A 23073-nucleotide genomic window follows, 5' to 3' on the forward strand; every position below is an offset into this window, starting at 1 on the left:
ATTAAAGCTTTTAATTCGTTGGCCGATACCGTATTTGTATTGTACTGAAGATTAAGGATAATCATGGTTAATAAACTACAAGGCAATTATGCTAACCTAAATGCGTTGCTTGCCCAATCAGTCAATAATTCAAACCAAACCAGTATGCCCACAGGTTTGCAATCGCGTGCTCACTTAGCGCCAAGTTCGGCAACAATCACTGATGAAATGCTTAGTCAGTTTAGTGACCAACAAGTCGATGAAATACTTAATCAGCAATTATCCTCGTTACTCACGATTTCCAGCGCACCCAGTGGCTCAAATTATAAACTCTCCAGTGAAGAGGTTGCGCTGCGAACGGTTATCAGTTCTCAGCAAGAGGGCCTATTAAAAAATGAGCGTAGTGATCAGTTAATTGAGCGTTTAAACAGCTCGGTAAAAAATATTCAGGGCGCTTATGCTAACACTAGCGATATTTTATCAAACTTGGGGCAGCTTGGGTTCAATCAAAAAACCTTTTTAGCGTCTAGTCAGCAGCGTGTTGAACGCTCGCTAGACCCCTTTATGGAAACTTTTAACCGCGAGCGATATGAGGATGATGATAACTATGGGTTTGAGCTGTCGGTAAAAACCAAAGAAGGTGATGTTATCAATATCGCCTTTCATTCTGCGCAAGGTTATGATGAGGAAACAGGCGAAACCACTGACGAATTTAGCATAAGTTATGAAGTAGATGGCGACTTATCTGAGACTGAACACCAAGCATTAACGCAAGTACTTTCTGGTGTTGGTGAAATGGCGGATGAATTTTTTAAAGCTAAACAAAGCGCTTACAGTCGTTATGTACCCGCAAACCAAACTGATTTAGATTTAAGCTTTTTAAGCAATTTTGATAATAAACAGCTTTCGGGTTTTGATTTGTATTTTTCAACGTCAGAGGGAAATACTGCCGAAGCTGATGGAGCGCTCCTTGGAATAGATAATGAGCTTAATTTAAGTTATACCCTTGATGAGGATTCTGAGCAGCAACTACTCGAGTTTGAATCGGTAAACGGACAAAACAATATTGATTTTTCGCTTGATATGTCAACCATTGGCGCGCAAGACAAAAGCCAAATGCAACAATACATAAAAGCGCTCGATAAAAGCTTAGAAGATAGCCAGCTCAATAGCTCTGAGAAAAGTACACGTTCGGCGTTTGGTCACAAAAGTGATGAAGTGATGAAACAAGGGCTCGCTGTTTTTAAAAGTGCGTTTAGCAGTATGTCATCAGCCGCTGAGCGCTATAGTCAAATAGAGTCGGTTGCTACACAGCAGTTTACTAACGGACGCGAGCTAGTAGCTGATTTGGTTGACAATATGATCACCCGTGATCCACGTTATCAAGGACTAGGAAGTAGTGATAAAAACTCCCTAGGCGACGGGATTTCTAAGTTAGCTGATTTTGATGCAAAATTCTCTTTTGCAATGGATCAAGGTGATTACATAGCAACAAGCACCACAAAGCTGAGTCAAAATACAGAATACCAAAAGTCAGCAGAATTAACTGGGGTTACTCAAGATAAAGCGGCGAGCACACGTTTTAATTATGAAGCAGGCAAGCGCTCTGACATCCCACCTGATTATTATGATAAACAAGAAAATTACACTATTGGTACCGCTGTAAAAAATAACGAATTGGTTGCCCTTGATCAGGCTCATGAGGTGAATGTAGATAAAAAAGTGTATCAGTTTAATCCTGAAATATCTCAATACGAACTAAAAAAGGAATTGAAAGAAACAACCACCAGTGAGAGCAATATTCGTCTTATTAACGATATTTGGCTCGAGAAAAATGAAGATCGTTATCGTATGAATGAAAGAAAACGACTCAGTGGTGTGGGGGCGACAAACGAGTTTAGAACAACATCGAGTTATTCACATACGCAATTAGTGACGTTAATCGGTGATTTAGATAAATTAGAACAAAACAAAGAGGCCAAACGTGAGTACTTAGCTGTTTTATCTCAAGTGAATAATTTTATGGATAAAAGTAAGTAAATGTATTCACTTAAGCTCGATTATGGGTATAGTAGCTAAAAGCTAGTTAGGTATAGGTTTATGTTAAAACAATTAATTTTACTCTTTATTTTGACTCTACCACTGGCAGTGAATGCAACGCTCAAGCTACACTCAGACGCTGTTACTGCTGAGCGTTTATTAAGCGATCACGATAAATTTGCCAAGCAATACCAAGCATTTTCGCCTACACCGCAAGACGTTGCATTGATGCAAAAATTAGCAGGTAAAGAGGTGTTAGTGCTTTTAGGTACCTGGTGTCATGACAGTGCTCGCGAAGTACCTCGATTAATAAAGTTACTCGATGAGTCTCAGGTTGAACTTTCGAAAATAACCTTTGTTACAGTAGATTATGACAAGCGGGATGAGGCAGGTATTGCCCTAGCGCATGACTTACAATATACCCCCACTTTTATTGTTAAGCATAACGGGGTTGAAGTTAACCGCGTAGTAGAAAAACCTAGCGGCACACTTGCCCAAGACTTAACCTTGGGCTTATAACGAGAGTCAGCTAGCCAATATCATGTTCGAGGTTTTATTATTACACAGGCCAGTCGGCGGCGTCTAAGTCATCTAACTGTGCATCGCAGTGCTCATTCCCTTGCCATTTGGCAATATATTCACCGTATGGGTCGTATTGCTGGGTTTGTTTTGCCAAATTAAAGTGTCGCCCACCGCGGGGATCGACCCCAACCCCAGCAATATATTGCCAGTTGCCCCAATTAGCGGCTACGTCGTAATCAATAAGTTGTTGTTCAAAGTAAGCAGCGCCATAGCGCCAGTCTAGTTGTAGTTCGTTGACCAAACAGCTGGCTGCAATTTGTCGTGAACGGTTAGTGATAAAGCCCGTTGCGTTAAGCTCTTTCATAATAGCGTTAACTAGCGGATAAGGGGTACTGCCTTGACACCATTTTGCAAAACGGTTCGGGCTAAAAGTGGTAAGTGGCGAGTTTTGTTTTTTACCTTTAAAAGTAAATAACTGATGCTTCACATTAATTGCATGCCACTTAAAATACTCACGCCAGAGCAATTCAAACTTGATCCAGTATGTTGATTCATTTTCCCCATGCTGCGCTTCATAAGCATCTACTGCACAAAAAATTTGCTTGGCACTAATACAACCAAAAGCCAGCCAGCTACTAAATTTAGTCGAGTTATCAAAGCCATCCAACTCATTACGGGTGATTTTATAGCTGCTTGGTAAAGCTGATGAAAAGTACTGTAGACAATGCGCAAGGCCGGCTTTGTGTCCACCTTGGAGTAAAGGGTTTCCTGTTGGCGGCTCTGATATAGGCTGTTTAGCACATAAAATAATAGGCGGTGGAAGTCTTTTTGCTGAGAACGGCACTGCGGATAAACTGATACCAGTGGCTTCGATTTTTTTTCTAAAAGGGGTAAAGCCGGTTGGTAAATCAGCAAGTTCAAAGGGCAGTTGCTGTTGTTGATATAAAGTATCTTGCATCACAGATTTAAATACCACAGTAGTGCATTTTGACTTAAGCGCGCTAATTTGGCGCTGTTCATACACACCTATTTGCTCGCTATATACAACTTCATCAATGCTAAGCTCATTAATACGCTGTGTTAATACCTTTACCGGATCGCCTTCTAAAATATGTAAAGTTTGGCCAAGCTTTATAACAGACTCCTGTAGCCCATATAGGCTTTGCATTAAAAAGCGTTGTTTATGGATGCCATAGGGTTTTTGTTGGTAGTTATTGCTTTTAAACCAAGCCGCATTAATCACAAAGACAAGATCCAACTCACATTGTTGCTGTGATAAATCATTGAGTATGGGGTTGTCGTCAATGCGCAAATCATTTTGCAGCCAATACAGAATACGTTTTTTCATACTTATGCTCTGGTTTTTAAAATCATTTATTTTACGAAGCAAAAGCGAGCAGAGATTAGTTTTAAGGTGTTTAATAGGGCTTTAAAAAAAGGCGGTAACAATACCGCCTCTCAATTTGTTTGCGTTGTATCTTAGATAGCTAATTTCTGCTGTGCTATCCAGTCGTTAATTACATCTTCAAGTACCGCCATAGGAAGTGAACCTTGACCAATAATGGTATCGTGAAAGCTGCGTATATCAAATTGTGCGCCTAGTTCTTTTTCGGCTTTTGCACGAAGTTCGCGTATTTTAATTTCGCCCATTTTGTATGAAAGCGCTTGGCCTGGCCATGAAATATAACGATCTATTTGATCTTCCACAGCGCTTTGTGGCAAGGCGGTATGATCAGCCAAATAATCAATTGCCTTTTGGCGGCTCCAGCCAAAGGCATGAATGCCGGTATCAACCACTAAGCGCACAGCACGCCACATTTCGTAGCCTAAACGACCAAAGTCACTGTATGGACTTTGGTAAAAGCCTGCTTCTTTGCCTAAACGCTCTGTATACAGTGCCCAGCCTTCGCCAAAAGCCGAGTGGCTAAGAGTGCGTCTAAACTCAGGAACGTCTAACTCCATTGCAATGGCGTTTTGTAAATGATGCCCAGGTATGGCTTCGTGCAGGCTAAGTGCTTCTAAATTATATAAAGGCTGCAATTTAGGAGTTGAGGCTAAAAAGTAAGTGCCGGGCGAGCGGTTATCAGCAGGTGGCATATAAAACGCACCGCGACTCGCTGAGCCTTTTATAGTAAAGGTGTTACGCGGTAAATGGCCAAAGTATGTGGGGAGTTTGCCATACATTTTTTGGGTTATAAAAGCGGTCTTTTCTAGCAAGTCTTGGGGATCGGTTGCGTAAAATTGCTCATCGGTTGCTAAAAATTCTAAAAAGTCACTGTAGCTGCCATCAAAACCAACGCTATCAATAATGGCTTGCATTTGTGCTTTAATGCGCGCCACTTCTTTAAGGCCTAGTTCGTGTATTTGTTTAGGTGTGGCGTTAGTGGTGGTGTAGTAATTAACCGTGTACTTGTAATAATCAAGGCCCCCTTTGATGCTTGCAATACCCGGCTGCGATCTACAATGTGGCATGTATTCGTTTTCAAAAAAGTCGTAAAAGTGCTGATAAGCAGGCACAACTTTTGAGGCAATTAATGTTTTAGCTTTATTTTGGTAAGTTTCTTTTTGCGCTGCGCTAAATGTATTAGGGATACGGGTAAATGGCTCATATAAGGCGCTATTCTCAGGTTGTTTAACTATATGGGCGCTAATACTTTGGCCATAATTTTTAAACGTTTCGCAGTAGTGGGTAAAACCAGTTTGAATGCCTTTTTTCATTAAATTAATGTTTTGCTGATTAAAACGCGGGTAATCACCAAGGCTAACTAAAAATGCATCGTAATCCTCGGGGGTTAAAAAGGCCATGTTAGCTGGCGCTTCTGCAAAGTAAGTATGCCAGCCACTTAAAAAATTAACCGGAAAGTATTTATCTTGGTAAAGGTAGCTTTGCTGCTCGGTTTCGCGCTCATATTTAAATAAGCGGTAGTTCATTAGCTGCTCGCTATTGAGTGTTTTAGGATCAATGCTGGCTAAGCTTTTTAGTACGCTGTTGTTGTAAGCTTGGCGCTTAGCAATGGCTTGCTCGCTCCAATCGGGTAGGGTACCGTTGGGCTTCCAACCATCAGGATCGGTTCTAAAAAATATTTTTTCAGCTTTGGCGTTTTGCCAGTGGTTATCAATAATGGTTTTTAAATCGCTGTTACTGTCGGCTAAGCTTGGCAGCGAGGTGGCTGCTAAGGCAATAGCTAAGATTGTTTTTTTAAACATGTTGAATTTCACTTTTTAGAGTTTTAATTGTTATATGCGTGCCTATTTTACGATAATAACAAGTTCACTCAATTAATGCGTTGGTTTTATAACATTAAGGCGTGTGTTTAATTGCTCTCCTTACTTATTTTATTTATATAAACAATGGAGAAATAATTTTTTAAGAATAATGATTTAAACAGCACATAGAAAGCTTACCAAGGGTATGTGGGGCAACCATACGCTTTGCACTTTGATGTCAAATAACCCTTTTACGAGTACTGTTACTTTATTTTAGATAAAAAAATAGCGTACTTTTATTGTACGCTATTTAATTTTGACCTAGCACCTAGCACCTAGCACCTAGCTTTTATTGCGGTTTTCTTTACTAAACGCGCGAATTTTACGTTTTTGCGACAAGGTTACTTTATTAGTACGCCCTGCAAATGGATTATCGCCTTCTCTAAACTCAATTTTGATTGGCGTACCCATAATCTTAAGTGCTTTACGGTAGTAGTTCATTAAGTAGCGTTTGTAGCTATCAGGTAGGTCATGTACTTGGTTACCATGAATAACGATACGTGGCGGGTTGTAGCCCCCAGCATGCGCATACTTAAGCTTAACACGACGTCCACGAACAAGTGGCGGCTGGTGGTCGGCCTGTGCCATGTCCATAATACGACGCAACATAGCAGTACTAATTCGCTTAGTTGCTGACTCATACGCTTCGTCAACTGATTCAAATAAATGACCAACACCGGTACCATGCAGAGCAGAGATAAAGTGTAGGCGGGCAAAATCAATGAAGCCTAAGCGACGATCAAGCTCAGTTTTAATACGATCTTTAACGTAGTTATCTAGGCCATCCCACTTATTCACGGCAATAACCAATGAGCGTCCTGAGTTAAGCGCAAAACCTAACAGGCTTAAGTCTTGATCAGAAATGCCATCGCGAGCATCAATCACTAGTAGCACAACGTTACAATCTTCAATTGCTTGTAGTGTTTTAATGACTGAGAATTTCTCAACCACGTCACTTACTTTTTTACGTTTACGCACACCTGCGGTATCGATAAGAATATATTCTTTGTCGTTACGGGTCATCGGAATGTAAATTGAGTCGCGGGTTGTACCTGGCATGTCGTATACAATAACACGGTCTTCACCTAGTATGCGGTTAGTAAGGGTTGACTTACCTACATTTGGACGACCAATAATTGCCAGCTTTACCGGTTTATCGGCAAATGCTTGGTGATCGGTGTCATCTTCTTCACCTTCTTGATATAAGTCGATAAGTTCTTCATCGTCATCGGCTACATCTTCATCAAGAGCGGCAAGCTCAGCAATAACAGGCTGAAGAGTTTGCTCAAGCAGTAAAGTAATACCACGGCCATGTGCGGCAGCGATATGATGAACTTCACCAAGTGAAAGTTGGTAAAACTCAGCACAGTTTGAGTCGGCATCAATGCCGTCTGTTTTATTGGCTACCACAAAGCACTTTTTTTCTTGCTTACGTAAGTGGTTAGCAATAGCTTGATCAGCCACTGTCATACCCACGCGAGCATCAACTAAAAATAAAACAATATCCGCTTCTTCAATGGCTAGTAATGACTGATCAGCCATTTCGGTTTCGATACCTTCTTCTGAGCCATCAATACCGCCCGTATCTACCACGATAAATTCAAAGCCATCGTAATTTGCTTGGCCATATTTTCTATCACGCGTTAAGCCAGGAAAGTCGGCAACGAGTGCATCACGAGTACGTGTTAAACGGTTAAATAATGTGGATTTGCCCACATTGGGTCGCCCTACAAGAGCGATCACGGGAAGCATAAACTACCTCTTTAAAAAACAACAAAAGGCTTCGCAGTGCGAAGCCTTACAAAAAATATTTAACTATTAGTGCCTTACACTAATAGTAGACAGTTAGTTCGGTATTTTTACCGCGCTAACTTCACCATCGCGGGTGTATAAAATCAATTTATCGTCAGCGACAACGGGCTCAACAAAAAAACCTGAGCTGTCAAAGTCTTCACGAGATACTAGCTCGCCAGTTTCTTTATTTAACCAATGCAAATTACCTTCTTGGTCACCTAACGCTAAATAATTACCGGCAACTGCTGGGCCTGTTAAGTACCAGCCACGTAGAGCGGGTTGGCTCCAACGTTCAATGCCCGAATCTTTATCAAGTGCATAAACAACGCCGTTACTATCAACAACGTAAATTGTTTGCAAATCCATGCTAATTTCACGGTAGCTGCTGTATTCACGTTTCCATACAACATTACCTGAACGAATATCTACTGCTGATAAGTTACCATTGTATGCAATAGCATAAGCAAATGGACCGCTAATGATCGGCTGCGTATCTACATCAACTAAACGTTCAAACTCTGATGCGCCTTTAGGCACTGCAATTTCTGCACTCCATGCCGAGTAGCCACTCTCAGAAATTAAAACACTGAGCTTACCTGTTTCAAGGCCAACCAATACACCACCGTTAGCCACAGTAGGTGAACTTTGACCGCGTAAAGTCAGCGGTGGCACTTCTTGCTCAAAGCTCCAGCGTTCTTCACCAGTATCTGGGTGAAGCGCAAGTAACTTACCTGAGGCTAAATTAACAAAGATTAAGCCATCGCCTGCAGCGGGTTTAGAGAGTGATTCGCCAGGTACTTTTTTACGCCAAACTTCTTTACCAGTCTCACGGTCAAGTGCAATGACATAGCCATGTTCTGAACCTAAATAGATTTTACCATAAGCTTGTAATATTCCACCTGATAATTTTGCATTTTCGTTATCGCTCCAAGGCCAAAACGATAAATCTTGACGAACGTCGGTTTCCCATTGGGTATCGCCATTGGCAAGTGATAAGGCTTCTACTTGGCCTTCACGGCTAGCAACATACACTGTCTCTTTATAAACAGCGGGTGATAAGCGTGAAAAGTAATGCTCTACACCGCTACCAATAGATTCTTGCCATACTATGTCAGTTTCGAATTGATTGGCTATTTCTGGAAGCACCAGTTCTTCTTCGTCATCACTTGAAGAGCATCCCATTAGGGTTGCCATACATAGAGCGAGCGTTGCTGTTGTTATTTTTCTCATGCCTAAAACCTTATGCCGCTGGGCTAGTTACTGCTAGGTCATCTAACTTAATTTGTAAAAGGGGATTACTCGTTAATCCACCGGCATCAACAGCAGCTTGATAGGCTACGCGTGCTTGCTCTTTATTGCCTTGCTGAATGTAAATGTCACCTTTTAATTCAGCCACATTTGCGTTAAATGCTTCAGGAAAAGGGGCATTTAATGTGCTTAATGCATCATCGTATTGCTGTTGAGCAATTTGCACACGCGCTAAACGTGTCGTTGCAATGGCTTTAAGCTCTGCGTTATCAACGTTAGTTACAATCCAGCTTAGTTTTTCATTTGCTACATCTAATTTTTGTGTATCTACCGCTTCTTTTGCTGCAACAAACGCCGCTAAAGTTGCGTAATGAGTGTCTTTGTTTTCACTGATAAATGCATCAGCAGACGCTAATACGCTGTCGCCTTCGACAAGTTTAGTGTAAGCATCAGATGCTTGCTCTGCAGTCGTTATTTGATTTTGGTTGTATGCTTTCCAGCCATATAAACCACCTAAACCAACAATAACGCCTAATGCTAGTGAAAGGCCGTTTTCACGAAAAAAGCGCTTAATCGCTTCTGCTTGTTGTTCTTCTGTTGAATAAATTTCCATGCTTACCTCTGTTAAAGCGCTTAACTACTTACGCTTTATATAATTTTAGCTATTAATCAGTTCTGCAAGTAGCGTTTTAGCTTGTTCTAATTCTAGTGTGACTTGTTCTTTACGTTCACGTAAGTATTTAATAGTCACAACGCCTTGCTCTAATTCATCTTCACCAATAATGACTGCGACGAGCGCATCGCTTTTATCAGCACGTTTAAGTTGTTTTTTAAAGTTACCACCGCCAGCGTGCACCATAACGCGTAATCCAGGTACATCACGACGTAACGTAGATGCAATAATAGGGGCTTGAATGCTGGCTTTATCGCCCATAGCTGCTAAATATACATCAGCACTACGACGTATGTCACCTACACACTCAAGTGCTTGAAGCAGTAAAACTAGGCGCTCTAAACCCATTGCAAAACCTACCGCAGGGGTTGATTTACCGCCTAATTGTTCTACTAAGCCATCATAACGACCACCGGCACATACAGTACCTTGTGCACCTAAGCTGTCGGTTACCCATTCAAATACCGTGCGGTTATAGTAATCTAAGCCACGTACCAGCTTTTCATTAACCGTGTATTTGACGCCTGCGGCATCTAATCGTTCACATAAATTTTCAAAATGTTCTTTTGATTCAGCATCTAAATGTTCAGATAGCTTTGGTGCATCGACTAAGATTGCCTGAATATCTGGGTTTTTAGTATCCAAAACGCGCAGTGGGTTAGAGTACATACGACGTTTTGAATCTTCATCTAGGACATCGGTATGTTGTTCTAAAAAGGCGATTAAGGCATCGCGGTACTGTGCGCGCGCTTCGTTTGAACCTAATGAATTAAGCTCTAAACGCACATGATCAGTAATGCCAAATGCTTCCCAAAGTTGCGCCGTGAGTAAAATAACTTCGGCGTCAATATCGGCGCTGGCAATACCAAAAGTCTCTAAACCAAATTGATGAAATTGACGGTAGCGACCTTTTTGTGGGCGTTCATGGCGAAACATAGGACCCATGTACCAAAGGCGTTGTTCTTGATTGTATAACAGGCCATTTTCGTTACCTGCACGTACACACACTGCAGTCCCTTCAGGGCGCAGAGTTAAATTGTCGCCGTTACGATCGGCAAAGGTGTACATTTCTTTTTCTACTATATCGGTTACTTCACCAATAGAGCGTTTAAATAGGTCGGTTGATTCTACAATTGGAAAACGAATTTCTTGATAACCAAACGATGATACGGTCTCGCGTAAAATGTGTTCTACTTTCTGCCAAACTTGCGTATCGCCTGGCAGGCAATCGTTCATACCGCGAACTGCCTGAATTTGTTTTGCCACTGATAAATCCTAAATCTGTTTATGTGCAGCCCTAGGCTGCAACCACGTAAAACTAAAAAATCGACCCTGCATTATAACCCTAACTATAAGGTAATTGCGAGCGCAGCGGGGTGTACGTAATTTATACTACGTTGTGAATGCCGCGATTAAAAAAGGTCAATAAAATACATAGTGCCTGTAACAACGCATCACTCTACGATTTTTATATCAATAGGAGTTTGCTTTTGCTTGTGTTCAATGAAATCGCGTACATAGCCTTCGAGTTGATCAACAATATTGTTGTTATCAATGCGTGCTTTTTGTCGCTCACCATTAATGTATAAACCTGAGCGACGGTTTGCGCCGGCAAGACCAATATCACTCACTAATGCTTCACCTGGCCCGTTAACCACACAGCCAATGACTGACACTGAAACTGGCTCAATAATATCTTCTAAACGCTCTTCAAGTTGATTCATGGTGCTCACTACATCAAACTCTTGGCGCGAACAGCTAGGGCAAGCAATAAAATTAATGCCGCGAGAGCGAATACGCAATGATTTTAATATATCAAAGCCTACTTTTATTTCTTGAACTGGATCCGCTGCGAGTGATACACGCAGTGTGTCACCAATACCTTCAGCCAATAGCATGCCTAAACCAACAGCCGATTTAACTGAACCAGAGCGCATGCCGCCTGCTTCAGTAATCCCTAAATGCAGTGGCTGGTCGATTTCTTTTGCGAGCAAGCGATACGCGCCAACCGCTAAAAATACGTCTGACGCTTTCACCGAAATTTTAAATTGGTCAAAGTCTAAGCGACGTAATATATCTACATGGCGCATAGCCGATTCAAGTAAGGCTTCAGGTGTTGGCTCGCCGTATTTTTCTTGTAGGTCGCGCTCAAGTGATCCACCATTTACGCCAATACGAATTGGAATGTTGTGCTCACGGGCTGAGTCGACAACCGCTCTAATACGTTCTTCACTGCCAATGTTGCCTGGGTTGATACGTAAACAATCAACGCCATACTTTGCTACTTTTAATGCAATGCGGTAGTCAAAGTGAATATCAGCAACCAGCGGTATCGATACCTGCTCTTTAATACTTTTAAATGCTTCAGCGGCATCCATAGTTGGTACAGATACACGCACTATGTCAGCACCGGCATCTTGAATCGCTTGAATTTGAGCTACTGTGGCATCAATGTCCATTGTGTCTGTGTTAGTCATTGACTGCACGGCAATTGGTGCACCATCACCAATAGGAACATTACCCACATTTATGCGGGTGGATTTTCTGCGTTTTATAGGAGATTCTGAAAACATAGCGACTACTCTGCTAAGGGTAATTTAAATTTAGCTAAACGGTTTTTAGGAAAGGCCGAAATATCAACTGGCTCACCATTTAGGGTAATACGAACAACATCATGCTTGCCTAATACCACTGAAAAAGGCGCTACTCCGGTTAGGGTCATTTCGTAGCCTGCTTTTTTTACACCAAAAGCAATTTTTTCATCATTGGCATCGTGAATTTCTACCCAGCTCTCATCGTTAAACATCATAAAAATGGTGCTTAAATCACTGTTTTTTGGTTCACTGGTGCTCTGTGCATCATTAACTGGCGCGGCTTGAATTTTTTGTTGCTCATTTTGTAATGCTGAATTCACTTCTTCTGCAGATTCACTGTCATTTAAAAGTGTCTCGTCGGCGGCTTCAGCTAACAGTTTTGTGTTTTCTTGTTGCTCCGAAATAAGCGAGTTATTAGCATTAATAGTGTTAGTTTGTTCATCAATAGGCGTTGCATTTTGCCACCACCATACAGCTGATGAACCAATAACAATGGCTAGTATTAAATAGCTTACCGTCATCAGTCGACTGTCATGCGCTTCTTTTTCTGTGCGCCTTGAAAAGCTTTGCATATCTACTAGCTTATCTGATGTGCTAAAAGCAGGCAGCATGGCTAAAATAGCGCTGCTATCTATGCTTAGTGTGCGGCAATAATTTTTTATATAGCCTTTAACGAACGTTTTTGCACCGAGTAAATGATACTCGTCGCTTTCAATATGCTCAACTTGTGATTCTGTTAGCTTTAATAGCGAGGCGATTTCAGCAAGGCTGATATTTGCATTTTCTCTATGCGATTTTAGCATTTGTCCTACAGAGGGTCCGTCGCTCTGCGGTTGTGTATTATCTTCATTCATAATATGTATGAGTCTGGATCCACGAGTAAAAGTTAATGTTTTGGCTTAATAACCAGAGTAAGACTTTGTTTTTATTTTTAGTGTTCGTTTATTCTTGCTACTGGAATGCACGCTTTTAAAGGGTATCATCAGCTGCGGTTTTATAAAAACGTTACTATTGTCCTTTTAAAATTTTTGCTGTTTTTATTTTTAAAGCCCTTTAATGCACCTAACATATAGCAGTTTAGCATTGAATCACACTGAAATGCTAAATTGGTTTACAGCAAAACGAGCGATATCAACCGATACACTCGTTTTTACTCTTATTTTACTAAAAGGTATTTGTGTCTTTGTTGTATTTTTGCAGCTTACTTTACTGAATCATCAGAGCTTACTGCAGATGTTGGACTTTTTTTACGAATAATTTTTATTTTTGGCTCCACAATAATTTGATTGTTATTACTGCTTTCTTGTAATTCATCAAGTTGTGCTTGGCGGTACTTTTCGCGCAGCACTTCAAACTCTGTTTGCCTTAATTGGTTGTCACGAATGGCGTTAGCTTGAATACTATTTGGGTATGTTTGCAAAATAGTAGCTGCAATTTTTTCAGCATCTTCTATTCTACCCATACGCTGTTTAATTAAATAACTAAGTAATAAAGCCCGTGCAGACACACGGCCAGTATCGTCATGGTGCTTTAAAACGTCGCTGGCTTTATGTAAGTCACTTTTAGCATAAAAAAGGGCGGCTAAGCTAATTAGGGTCGATGTACGCTGCGAGCTGTGGTTTAGCGCTTGTTGAAAGTAGCTTTCTGCATTTGTAAAGTCATTAAACTCAATGGCGCATAAGGCTAAATTTTCATAGCTTTGTGCTACACGAATATAACTTGGAATTTCAATCGCTTTTAAAAATTGATCGGTAGCGCGATCATACTCATCAATACTACATAAAAACGTACCGTAGTTATTTAGGGTATTCGGATCGTCAGGCTTAATCGTCAACGCTTTTTGATAGGCTTTGTCGGCTAATGCATTTTCGCCAACTTGTTGGTAGTAATAAGCTAAAGAATAATGAACTTCGGGGAGGTTTGGTGCATATTCGCTCGCACGCTCAAGGTTATATTTTGCTTGGGAATTATTGCCGGTGTTTAAATATTGTAATGCCAAAGCAATGCGGGTACGCGCTGCGCCTGCGTTGTTTATTTTATTTTCAACGACGGGTTTGTCACTGCCGTTGTAACTATTTTCAGTAACACAACCGCTTAAAAGTAGTGTTGATAGTGCTAAAGCAAGTAAAGATCGCATTACCTTGTCTCTTTATTTATTTCCATAGCCTCTATCTTACCGCAAAGCCTTTGTGTTGCATCATTTATTTAAAATAAACGATTTATCACAAAGGCACCAGAGTCTTTTATAACGTTTAGGCTTGATGAATATTTACTGCAATTGCATTGTCATCACGCATTTTCTTTTTAGCCATACGTTTTGTTCTATCAACCACATCGCCAGCTAATTGACCACAGGCAGCGTCAATGTCGTCCCCTCGTGTACGACGAACAATACAGGTAATCCCCGCAGCTTGTAATACCTTTGAAAAACGGTCAATTCGGCTGTTGCTAGAGCGCGTGTATTCGTTACCCGGGAACGGGTTAAACGGAATAAGGTTTACCTTAGATGGCGTCCCTTTTAACGTTTTAACCAGCTCATGTGCTTGGTCGGTGCTGTCGTTAACGCCATTAAGCATAACGTATTCAATAGTCACGTCTTTATTGGCTTTAGAGCCATCGATATAACGACGACAGGCCGCTAAAAATTCTTCAATTGGGTACTTTTTATTAATGGGTACCAAAATATCACGCAGTGCGTTATCAGGGGCGTGAAGTGAAATAGCCAGTGCTACGTCGATTTTTTCTTTCAATAAATCAAGGGCAGGTACTACACCCGAGGTACTTAATGTTACGCGGCGCTTAGATAAACCAAAGCCCCAGTCGTCCATCATCAGCTCCATCGCTGGTACGACGTTTTTGACGTTAAGTAATGGCTCGCCCATCCCCATCATAACGACGTTAGTGACAGGGCGTTTTTCACTGTTGCCATCAAGGCCAATGTCTTTGGCTACACGCCATACTTGGCCAATAATTTCCGACACTTTTAAGTTACGGTTAAAGCCTTGTTGTGCCGTTGAGCAAAAAGTACATTCCAGTGCGCAACCCACTTGAGACGATACACATAAGGTGGCGCGATCTTTTTCTGGGATCCAAACTGCTTCTACTTCTTGGCCGCCTTCTAGTACTAATGCATATTTAATAGTACCGTCGCTGGCTTGCTGGCGAACTGAAATTTCGGGTGCAACGATTTCACACTCGTTTTTAAGCTTTTCTTTTAGCTTTTTGTTTACGTTGCTCATTTCGTCGAAATTATCTACGCCAAAATGATAAATCCATTTCATCACCTGATCGCCACGAAATGGCTTTTCACCGAATGATACAAATAACTCTCGCATTGCATCTCGGTTTAAATCTAATAAGTTAATCTTTTTTTGCTCGGTCATGTAACAACCTCAATCGGTGGCGGTGATGGTAAAAATTTACAAGGGCGAATTGTACACAATTTACCCACTATAATCATTAAGTAAAACATCATAAATAAACGATTAATACTTTACGTAATGACTAAAAAAGGGCTCGAAAGCCCTTTTCATACTTTGCATCACAGGGTTAGCTGTGAACTCGAATTAACGAGTACGTGGGCAAAGTTCTTCGTCAGCGAAGAAGTACGCGATTTCGCGAGCAGCAGATTCAACAGCGTCTGAACCGTGAACCGCATTTTCGTCGATGCTATCAGCGTAGTCTGCACGTAAAGTACCCGCTAGCGCTTCAGCTGGGTTAGTAGCACCCATGATTTCACGGTTTTTAAGAACAGCGTTTTCGCCTTCAAGAACGGTAACCATTACTGGGCCAGAAGTCATGAAAGATACTAAAGCACCAAAGAAAGGACGCTCGCTGTGCTCAGCGTAGAAACCTTCAGCTTTCTCTTGTGAAAGGTGAACCATTTTAGCTGCAACGATTTTAAGACCTGCAGTTTCGAAACGGTTGTAGATTGCGCCGATGTGGTTTTTAGCAACTGCATCAGGTTTTATGATTGAAAAAGTACGCTCTAAAGCCATCTTTGTGCTCCAATAATTTTTAAGTGAAAGTGTGAATATTAACGGGCGCGAATTATACGCGTTTTAACGAAAAAAACCTAATTTATTATATCAACCATGTTATTTTGATTTAAGGGCGTTTAATTTTGAGCTTATAACCATGCTATTACGTATATTAGTTTTAAATACTTCCGCTATATTCACGTCTATGTTAAAAAATGGTTTTAGTTGTTAATAATAATTACAATAAACGCTCAATGTATAGTTCATACATCTCAATACTAGGATAACCATATGTTTTTTAACCAATCTTTAAAAAATCAAGTTGCTGATTTACAAAACAAACTTTTAGTTAGAGAGCAGGTTAGACAAAGCTTAGACAGTGAAATGCTAGTTTTAGAGCTTGATATGCAAGGTCATGTTATAAGACAAAATAAGAATTTTGAACGTACATTCAGCTATTCAAATAGTCAGTTGCTTAACCAGAATATTATTAACTTTATTCCTGAAAATGCACGGAATAATCCTGATTTTAATTTATTTAAACAAGCAATAAGTAAGCGTGAGCACTATGTAGGTGCTATTCAGTTGCTACACCAAAACGGGCAACGAGACTGGTTACGCTGCATTTTACATCCTATAAAAAACGAGCAAGGCCAGCTTGAGTATTTAACCCTGCATTGCACTGTGCTTACACAAATAATTGAAAGCTCAAGAGAAAACGAAGATTTAATTAAAGCCTTGCATCGTTCAACGGCGGTTATTGAGTTTGATACTCAAGGTATGGTGCTGCGTGTTAATGACAACTTTTTAAAAAGTATGGGTTATTCAAAGCAAGACGTGGTGGGCAAGCATCATAGTATGTTTTGTGATGAGCAAGTAGCGAGTAGTAAAGAGTATCAGGCCTTCTGGCAACGTTTGCGTAATGGCGAGTTTATTGCGAGCAGATTTAAACGTATTGATAAACACGGCAATGTAGTTTGGTTAGAGGCTTCATATAATCCTATTTTTAATGAAGCAAATGAGCTCTATAAAGTAGTTAAATTTGCCACAGTGATCACTGATCAAGTAAAAAGAGAACTGGCTACAGAGCAAGCGGCGAGTATTGCACATGGCACGTCTATCGAAACCGATAACAACGCGGACAAAGGTGCTGAAGTGGTACAAAAAACAGTGCAGGTTATGAACGAATTGTCGGTGCAAATGGAGCAAGCTGCTCAAGAAATTTCAGCATTAGATAAACAATCGCAACTCATCGCGAGCATAGTGCAGAGCATTAGTAGTATTGCTGATCAAACTAATTTATTGGCACTAAATGCGGCTATTGAGGCCGCGCGCGCCGGCGAGCAAGGCCGTGGATTTGCAGTGGTGGCTGATGAAGTGCGTTTACTTGCCTCAAGAACCAGTAAAGCGACTGAAGAAATAGTGGATGTTGTACAGCAAAACCAAAATTTAACCCAATCAACGGTGGCTGTAATTGAGCAAGGTAAAAATAAAGCGCAACAAGGCCTAGCACTCTCCAAAGAATCTGGTGATGTAATGAGTGATATTAAAAAAGGCGCGCAACAAGTTGTTGATGCGGTTAGTCAATTTTCGAACCAATTAAGCAGTAAAAAATAACTTAAATCTGCTGCTCTTCATTTATTAGCGCACAAGAGAAATTTTGATGATCTTGATCAAGGTTTCTCTTTTGCCCCCTCATTATACTTGCGCGGTTTATTTTCCTTAATACCAATTCGCTTAATTAAGTGGTCTATTTTGAGGCTGTAAAAACGTGTTGATAGCTAGGCAAAAAAATTGCTATTTAGTTGTTCTCGGCAATTGCTCCTGCATTGCTCTACCTTCTGCATCCATGCAGTCGTAAATGAGATTTTTTTAACGAAGGTAGTGACACGTTTAGCCCCGTAAAATGATTAAGTATTATTGCGGGTTGGTATAATTATTCATGCAACCGACTTGAACTCGGTTCGATGTATGGAGCGCACATGTCAGCTGTTTCTTCCTCAATCCCGTTTATTCCTGAACTACTTTGCCCTGCAGGCAGCTTAAAAAACATGCGTTATGCCTTTGCCTATGGTGCCGACGCGGTTTATGCCGGTCAACCTCGTTACAGTTTGAGGGTTCGCAATAATGAATTCGATTTAGATACATTACAAATAGGGATTAACGAAGCACATGCGCTAAATAAAAAGTTTTATGTAGTGTCTAATATTGCCCCACACAATGCGAAAGTAAAATCGTATTTACGTGATATAGAACCTGTTATTGCCATGAAACCCGATGCGCTAATCATGTCAGATCCTGGGTTAATTATGTTAGTGCGTGAAAAATGGCCCGGTATGCCAATTCATTTGTCGGTTCAAGCCAATGCAGTGAACTACGCAAGCGTACAGTTTTGGGCCAAACAAGGTATTGAGCGGGTGATTTTGTCTCGCGAGCTATCGCTTGAAGAAATCAGCGAAATACGCACACTGTGCCCAGAAACAGAACTAGAAGTATTTGTTCATGGCGCGCTGTGTATGGCTTATTCAGGGCGTTGTTTACTCTCAGGCTATATTAATAAGCGCGATCCTAACCAAGGCACCTGCACTAATGCGTGTCGTTGGGAGTATGATGTTAAACCCGGCACTGAGAACGAAACCGGCGAAATGGTACATAAAATTGACCCTAAAACGGTTATACCTACGTTAGGTGAAGGCGCGCCAAGTAACGATGTATTTATGCTAGAAGAGCAAGGTCGCCCGGGTGAATATATGCCTGCATTTGAAGACGAGCACGGCACTTATATCATGAACTCAAAAGACTTACGCGCCGTGCAATACGTAGAGCAGCTAACAAAAATGGGGGTGCATAGCCTTAAAATAGAAGGGCGTACTAAGTCATTTTATTATGTTGCGCGTACCGCTCAGGTGTATCGCAAAGCGATTGACGATGCGGTTGCAGGTAAACCATTCGATGCTGATTTATTTAAAACTCTTGAGAACCTTGCTCACCGCGGTTATACCGAAGGTTTTTTAAAACGCCACGCCCATCAAGATTACCAAAATTACGAATACGGCCATTCAGTTTCTACCAAACAGCAATTTGTAGGTGAAGTGCTAGGGCGTGATGAAAACGGATTTGTAAACATAAACGTTAAAAACAAATTTTGTGTTGGCCATGTTTTAGAGTTAATGACGCCACAGGGCAATATCACCTTTGAGCTTACAGGTATGCAAAATAGTAAAAGTGAGCCTATTGTTGATGCGAAAGGGTCTGGGCATAGCGTAAAAATTCTATTAGATGAGAGCATTAACCTAGAGCATGCTATTTTAATGCGTAATTTGGAGCCACATCAAGATACCCGTGATCCGCATAAAACCGTATGTGCAGGGTAAGCCAAAGCAGTCGTTCTCAATAAAATATGTATTAACGTTAATGGCGATATGATCTGTTTTAATTAAATGATTAAGGAGCATTAATTAATGCTCCTTACTCTGCTGATTGAACAAAGCGCTTTATGGTAAAAAGCTGAGACTTGGTATTCACGGCTTGAGCTCTGTATCTAGTAGGCGGCCAAGCATAGCATTAGCGTAAATAAGCACATGGGAGTCACTTTTTTAAAATGTGCTAGTTTAAATAGCTGTTAGTCATACTCTTTGGTTCCATGGCATCAGGGCGATAAGCCTAGCCAGACCACAAAAACCTGTAGAGCCGGCAACAAACAACCCTGTAGCTATAAATATAATGGGCCAAATAAACTGGCTCGACACAGTTAAAGTAAACACAGAGAACAGCAATAGTAGGGTGCTAATCGATAACTGTACTTGCCGGTCTAGTGGAAGAACCGATTTTTTACCTTTATTAATATCAAAGCCTTGCTCTTGTCAACTTTCGATACCGCCGCTGATGTTAAATAGGCTCAAATTTGGGTTTTGAGAAAGTAGCTTTTCACAGGCGTTTTTACCTCTACCGCCCTTTTGGCAGTAAATTATATGGGCTTTTTTCTCTAGATTAATAGCAGTTTCATTAATAGTGCCTAAAGGGTGTAATTTAGAACCACTAATATGAGCTGAGGAGTGCTCTGCCGGCTCTCGTACATCAATTAATCCAACATCCCCATTTTTCATAATCTGAAAAGCTTCTGCTGCGGATATTTCGTTTATTGCCATATTTATTTCCTCACGATGAAGTAAAGAGTTATATTAGGGAGTTCTAATACAATCTTTAATATTAGAATTGTCTAATGTAATTACCTTTTAACTCTCAGGCCCCGCATTCAGGAAAACATAATGGGTGGGGAGTGATTTTTAGCTCTTTGCAATACATACGCTTTTATAGATTATAATTTTTTGCAATTAGTACGTTGTGGATTATAAACGTGTGCTGCCTAGTTACGTAGAGTAATCTTCATTGATTGAAATCAACAACTCAGCAAAGGGAAATAGGCATAATTTGCGGTTTTTGCTTACACCTAGAACTAAAATGATTTTAATTAAAAAGGCTACAAATGGCTCTATTTATTAGTAACAAGTGCATTAACTGTGATGTATGTGTAGATGAGTGCCCAAATAGCGCTATTTCTATGGGTGAAAAAATATATCAAATAGACCCAAGCAAATGCACCGAGTGCGTTGGCCATTATGATAAACCAACCTGTGTAGTTGTATGCCCCATTAACTGCATTAAAAGCGATCCTTTTAATAGGGAGTCACTTGAGCAGCTAGCTCAAAAGTATGTAAACCTAGTTGAAAGTGAAGGCTGAGCACATACAAAGGAACACATGCTTACAAATTTAGCTTAAACTACTTATTAGTTATCGCGTTATCATGAATACCTCCTATAATGGAAATAACTTGATTTAGTGTTTTTTGATAGAGAAATTAATGTTTTTTTTCAAAAGGTAATCAAAACGAAATAGCCGCTTTAAAAGCCCAGTTGTACCCTTTAGAGCAAGTGTGGGAAGGGCTTTACAAAGAAATGGTGGTAATTAATGTACTTTATGATGGGCGAATTTCGCATGCTAACGATAACTTTTTAGATGCATTAGGTTATAACGAAGATAATTTAACAAATAATCAGCTAAGCGATTTTATTGCTGAACACTCCCGTTTATCACCTGCATACACAGAACTTGAAAAAGCACTCCAAGAAGAAGGCCACTGGAGTGGAGCAATTGAGTTTGTTCGTGAAGATGGTAATAAAGAGTGGTTGAGGATAGTTGTGCACCCAGTGGTGGGAGAGCAAAATCAGTTATTGTATTTTTCTGTTTTTGGCACCGTACTTACTAAAACAATTGCAACCTCGCGTGAGCAAAAAGACACAATAAAAGCAATTTATCGCTCTATGGCGGTGATTGAATTTGATTTAGAAGGGCATGTATTAACGGCGAACGATCAATTTTTGTCAGCCATGGGATACAATGAATCAGAAATAATTGGTCAGCATCACCGCGTGTTTTGTGAAACTGAAGAAGCAAACTCCGCTGAATATCAGGCATTTTGGAGTAAATTAAGGCAAGGCCAATTTATTGCCGATAGGTTCAAGCGTATAGATAAATTTGGCAACGTGATTTGGTTAGAAGCCACTTATAACCCTATATCGAATGATGCGGATGAGCTTTATAAGGTAATGAAATTTGCCACAGTGATCACTGAGCAAGTGAACCGTGAAATGGCTATTTCACAAGCAGCTGAAATAGCCTATGGCACCTCTACAGAAACAGACAAAACCGCAGAGCGGGGCAGTAGCGTGTTACAAGAAACTGTTTCTGTTATGAATGAGCTTGCTATCAATATGGAGCAAGCGGCGAGTGAAATATCGGCGTTGGAACAACAGTCTCAACAAATAGCCAATATAGTGCAAAGCATAAGTAGTATTGCTGAGCAAACCAACTTACTTGCACTAAATGCGGCCATTGAGGCTGCCCGTGCCGGAGAGCAAGGGCGTGGTTTTGCAGTGGTTGCTGACGAAGTAAGGCATTTAGCATCAAGAACATCAAAAGCAACAGAAGAAATTGTGGAGGTTGTGCAGCGCAATCAGTCACAAACACAAAGTACCGTAGCCGTTATTGAACAAGGCAAAGAAAAAGCAGAGCAAGGTTTAGCGCTTTCTAAAGAATCGGGTGAGGTTATGGCAGAAATTCAAGATGGTGCTCAAAAAGTAGTGAATGCTGTTGGGCAATTTACTAGCCAATTAAACTCAAGCAACTAATTAGCAGCGCTTATTACTCGTAAATAGGCTTGGGTAAGTTTAACCTTTTGAATAAATTCAAATACAGTAAGTCCCTGCGACTGCTTAAATTGTTTTTGTAATGTTGAAACAGTCATATTCATCCGTTTAGCGAGTTCTTCTATACGATGCTTTTCTCGAACATTGCTGCGGATGTAATCACATAAACTAGAAAACTTGTGTGCTTTTGTCCTTGTTTGCACAATATCATCAGAAGGAAAAATTGGTTGTTTATGAAAGTGGTTTACTGCTTCAATAATTAAGTTTAAAGCACAGGCTTCCAGCTCTAAAGTATGTGCTTGCCTATTCATTGAAGAAATGAATAGCATTTGTCTTGCAACCTCAGATAGTTGTTTACTTGCTTTCCAGCCTAGCATATATAAATGGGGAAGTTGGTTAATGACGGCATACTGCTTAAATGCTTCATTCATCCACTGTTCGCTGATACCAATACTAATCCTTTGGCAATAATTATCTTTAATTGATTTTCGTGAAAAGGACTCTTCATGATGCAGCGATACTAAAGCGATATTGATATTAAAATCTTCACCGAGAGTGAGCTGTTTATCGCCAATAGTGAGAAGGGATACACCTTTTAAAACAACAATGAGTCTAAACCGATCAGCCATGGCGCCAAAATACTCTGCATCTTCAGTTTCGGTCACATCACCAAAGTGAAAATTGAGTCCTGTACGCAAATGCTTGTCTTCTTTAGGATGCTTTAAATCCCATTGCTGTTTTTTCACGATATTGAATTAGTTATAATTTT

At 40.5% G+C, this 23073-nt stretch carries 19 protein-coding genes and 1 pseudogene; 6 read left to right on the forward strand and 14 right to left on the reverse strand.

Annotation, left to right across the window (positions count from 1 at the left end; all coding sequences use genetic code 11):
• Positions 1-63: 63 nt before the first annotated feature.
• Both LOC50_RS15725 and LOC50_RS15730 read left to right on the forward strand, forming a co-directional pair.
• Positions 64-2019: a hypothetical protein gene (locus LOC50_RS15725; protein WP_250654165.1), complete on the forward strand. Its 1956-nt coding sequence runs from the start codon at positions 64-66 to the stop codon at positions 2017-2019.
• A gap of 60 nt (positions 2020-2079) precedes the next feature.
• Positions 2080-2538, forward strand: coding sequence for a TlpA family protein disulfide reductase (locus LOC50_RS15730; RefSeq protein ID WP_214552372.1), 459 nt, complete (start codon positions 2080-2082; stop codon positions 2536-2538).
• 40 nt (positions 2539-2578) lie between these two features.
• On the opposite strand, the gene LOC50_RS15735 is transcribed toward LOC50_RS15730, so the two are convergent.
• The 11 genes and pseudogenes from LOC50_RS15735 to ndk form a co-directional block, all read right to left on the reverse strand.
• A complete protein-coding gene (locus LOC50_RS15735) occupies positions 2579-3889 on the reverse strand; it encodes a DASH family cryptochrome (RefSeq protein ID WP_250654166.1) in 1311 nt (436 codons plus the stop codon).
• A gap of 131 nt (positions 3890-4020) precedes the next feature.
• A complete protein-coding gene (locus tag LOC50_RS15740) occupies positions 4021-5748 on the reverse strand; it encodes a DUF885 domain-containing protein (RefSeq protein WP_250654167.1) in 1728 nt (575 codons plus the stop codon).
• 342 nt (positions 5749-6090) lie between these two features.
• Positions 6091-7560 (reverse strand): ribosome biogenesis GTPase Der, encoded by a 1470-nt coding sequence (der, locus tag LOC50_RS15745; protein WP_069439096.1) that lies wholly within the window; start codon positions 7558-7560, stop codon positions 6091-6093.
• Between the two features lie 93 nt (positions 7561-7653).
• On the reverse strand, positions 7654-8832 hold the full coding sequence (gene bamB / locus LOC50_RS15750; protein ID WP_036983701.1) for an outer membrane protein assembly factor BamB: 1179 nt from the start codon (positions 8830-8832) through the stop codon (positions 7654-7656).
• Positions 8833-8842: 10 nt separating this feature from the next.
• A complete protein-coding gene (locus LOC50_RS15755) occupies positions 8843-9463 on the reverse strand; it encodes a YfgM family protein (protein WP_036983702.1) in 621 nt (206 codons plus the stop codon).
• Between the two features lie 45 nt (positions 9464-9508).
• Positions 9509-10789 carry a histidine--tRNA ligase gene (gene hisS, locus LOC50_RS15760; RefSeq protein ID WP_008111350.1) on the reverse strand — a complete coding sequence of 427 codons (1281 nt, stop codon included), beginning with the start codon at positions 10787-10789 and terminating at the stop codon, positions 9509-9511.
• A 188-nt stretch (positions 10790-10977) separates the two neighbouring features.
• On the reverse strand, positions 10978-12096 hold the full coding sequence (gene ispG / locus LOC50_RS15765) for a flavodoxin-dependent (E)-4-hydroxy-3-methylbut-2-enyl-diphosphate synthase (protein WP_036983705.1): 1119 nt from the start codon (positions 12094-12096) through the stop codon (positions 10978-10980).
• A 5-nt stretch (positions 12097-12101) separates the two neighbouring features.
• Positions 12102-12971, reverse strand: coding sequence for a RodZ domain-containing protein (locus LOC50_RS15770; protein WP_250654168.1), 870 nt, complete (start codon positions 12969-12971; stop codon positions 12102-12104).
• Between the two features lie 377 nt (positions 12972-13348).
• A pseudogene (gene pilW, locus LOC50_RS15775) lies at positions 13349-14254 on the reverse strand (type IV pilus biogenesis/stability protein PilW); the annotation flags it as partial.
• A gap of 115 nt (positions 14255-14369) precedes the next feature.
• A complete protein-coding gene (rlmN, locus tag LOC50_RS15780) occupies positions 14370-15500 on the reverse strand; it encodes a dual-specificity RNA methyltransferase RlmN (RefSeq protein WP_010389431.1) in 1131 nt (376 codons plus the stop codon).
• Between the two features lie 183 nt (positions 15501-15683).
• Positions 15684-16115 carry a nucleoside-diphosphate kinase gene (ndk, locus tag LOC50_RS15785; RefSeq protein ID WP_036983708.1) on the reverse strand — a complete coding sequence of 144 codons (432 nt, stop codon included), beginning with the start codon at positions 16113-16115 and terminating at the stop codon, positions 15684-15686.
• A 273-nt stretch (positions 16116-16388) separates the two neighbouring features.
• Between ndk and LOC50_RS15790 the strand changes: the two genes are divergently transcribed.
• Together LOC50_RS15790 and trhP are read left to right on the forward strand one after the other, a co-directional pair.
• Positions 16389-17714, forward strand: coding sequence for a methyl-accepting chemotaxis protein (locus LOC50_RS15790; protein ID WP_250654169.1), 1326 nt, complete (start codon positions 16389-16391; stop codon positions 17712-17714).
• Between the two features lie 365 nt (positions 17715-18079).
• Positions 18080-19471 (forward strand): prephenate-dependent tRNA uridine(34) hydroxylase TrhP, encoded by a 1392-nt coding sequence (gene trhP, locus LOC50_RS15795; protein WP_250654170.1) that lies wholly within the window; start codon positions 18080-18082, stop codon positions 19469-19471.
• 252 nt (positions 19472-19723) lie between these two features.
• Here the strand turns inward: trhP and LOC50_RS17540 are convergent, their stop codons facing one another.
• On the reverse strand, positions 19724-19942 hold the full coding sequence (locus LOC50_RS17540; RefSeq protein ID WP_350309936.1) for a YgaP family membrane protein: 219 nt from the start codon (positions 19940-19942) through the stop codon (positions 19724-19726).
• 18 nt (positions 19943-19960) lie between these two features.
• Positions 19961-20245: a rhodanese-like domain-containing protein gene (locus LOC50_RS15800; protein ID WP_250654171.1), complete on the reverse strand. Its 285-nt coding sequence runs from the start codon at positions 20243-20245 to the stop codon at positions 19961-19963.
• A gap of 338 nt (positions 20246-20583) precedes the next feature.
• Here LOC50_RS15800 and LOC50_RS15805 point away from each other — a divergent pair, with 338 nt between their 5' ends.
• Together LOC50_RS15805 and LOC50_RS17400 are read left to right on the forward strand one after the other, a co-directional pair.
• Complete coding sequence (locus tag LOC50_RS15805; RefSeq protein WP_250654172.1) at positions 20584-20838, forward strand: YfhL family 4Fe-4S dicluster ferredoxin; 255 nt, start codon at positions 20584-20586, stop codon at positions 20836-20838.
• 173 nt (positions 20839-21011) lie between these two features.
• Positions 21012-22286 carry a methyl-accepting chemotaxis protein gene (locus tag LOC50_RS17400; RefSeq protein ID WP_502934588.1) on the forward strand — a complete coding sequence of 425 codons (1275 nt, stop codon included), beginning with the start codon at positions 21012-21014 and terminating at the stop codon, positions 22284-22286.
• Here the strand turns inward: LOC50_RS17400 and LOC50_RS15820 are convergent.
• The gene (locus LOC50_RS15820) at positions 22283-23050 is read right to left on the reverse strand and encodes an AraC family transcriptional regulator (RefSeq protein ID WP_250654173.1); all 768 of its coding nucleotides are present in this window, start codon (positions 23048-23050) and stop codon (positions 22283-22285) included. The two genes, LOC50_RS17400 and LOC50_RS15820, sit on opposite strands and share 4 nt — an antisense overlap.
• Positions 23051-23073 lie beyond the last annotated feature (23 nt).

Source organism: Pseudoalteromonas sp. SCSIO 43095, from assembly GCF_023650455.1.
Classification (GTDB): Bacteria; Pseudomonadota; Gammaproteobacteria; order Enterobacterales; family Alteromonadaceae; genus Pseudoalteromonas; species Pseudoalteromonas tetraodonis.

Bases quoted from the DNA above. Each gene is read 5' to 3' on its own strand.
- der (WP_069439096.1), bottom strand. From the start codon at position 7,560: ATGCTTCCCGTGATCGCTCTTGTAGGGCGACCCAATGTGGGCAAATCC.
- LOC50_RS15730 (WP_214552372.1), top strand. From the start codon at position 2,080: ATGTTAAAACAATTAATTTTACTCTTTATTTTGACTCTACCACTGGCA.
- ispG (WP_036983705.1), bottom strand. From the start codon at position 12,096: ATGTTTTCAGAATCTCCTATAAAACGCAGAAAATCCACCCGCATAAAT.
- rlmN (WP_010389431.1), bottom strand. From the start codon at position 15,500: ATGACCGAGCAAAAAAAGATTAACTTATTAGATTTAAACCGAGATGCA.
- ndk (WP_036983708.1), bottom strand. From the start codon at position 16,115: ATGGCTTTAGAGCGTACTTTTTCAATCATAAAACCTGATGCAGTTGCT.
- LOC50_RS15735 (WP_250654166.1), bottom strand. From the start codon at position 3,889: ATGAAAAAACGTATTCTGTATTGGCTGCAAAATGATTTGCGCATTGAC.
- LOC50_RS15725 (WP_250654165.1), top strand. From the start codon at position 64: ATGGTTAATAAACTACAAGGCAATTATGCTAACCTAAATGCGTTGCTT.
- LOC50_RS15800 (WP_250654171.1), bottom strand. From the start codon at position 20,245: ATGGCAATAAACGAAATATCCGCAGCAGAAGCTTTTCAGATTATGAAA.
- trhP (WP_250654170.1), top strand. From the start codon at position 18,080: ATGTCAGCTGTTTCTTCCTCAATCCCGTTTATTCCTGAACTACTTTGC.
- LOC50_RS15755 (WP_036983702.1), bottom strand. From the start codon at position 9,463: ATGGAAATTTATTCAACAGAAGAACAACAAGCAGAAGCGATTAAGCGC.
- LOC50_RS15770 (WP_250654168.1), bottom strand. From the start codon at position 12,971: ATGAATGAAGATAATACACAACCGCAGAGCGACGGACCCTCTGTAGGA.
- LOC50_RS15740 (WP_250654167.1), bottom strand. From the start codon at position 5,748: ATGTTTAAAAAAACAATCTTAGCTATTGCCTTAGCAGCCACCTCGCTG.
- LOC50_RS15805 (WP_250654172.1), top strand. From the start codon at position 20,584: ATGGCTCTATTTATTAGTAACAAGTGCATTAACTGTGATGTATGTGTA.
- bamB (WP_036983701.1), bottom strand. From the start codon at position 8,832: ATGAGAAAAATAACAACAGCAACGCTCGCTCTATGTATGGCAACCCTA.
- LOC50_RS15790 (WP_250654169.1), top strand. From the start codon at position 16,389: ATGTTTTTTAACCAATCTTTAAAAAATCAAGTTGCTGATTTACAAAAC.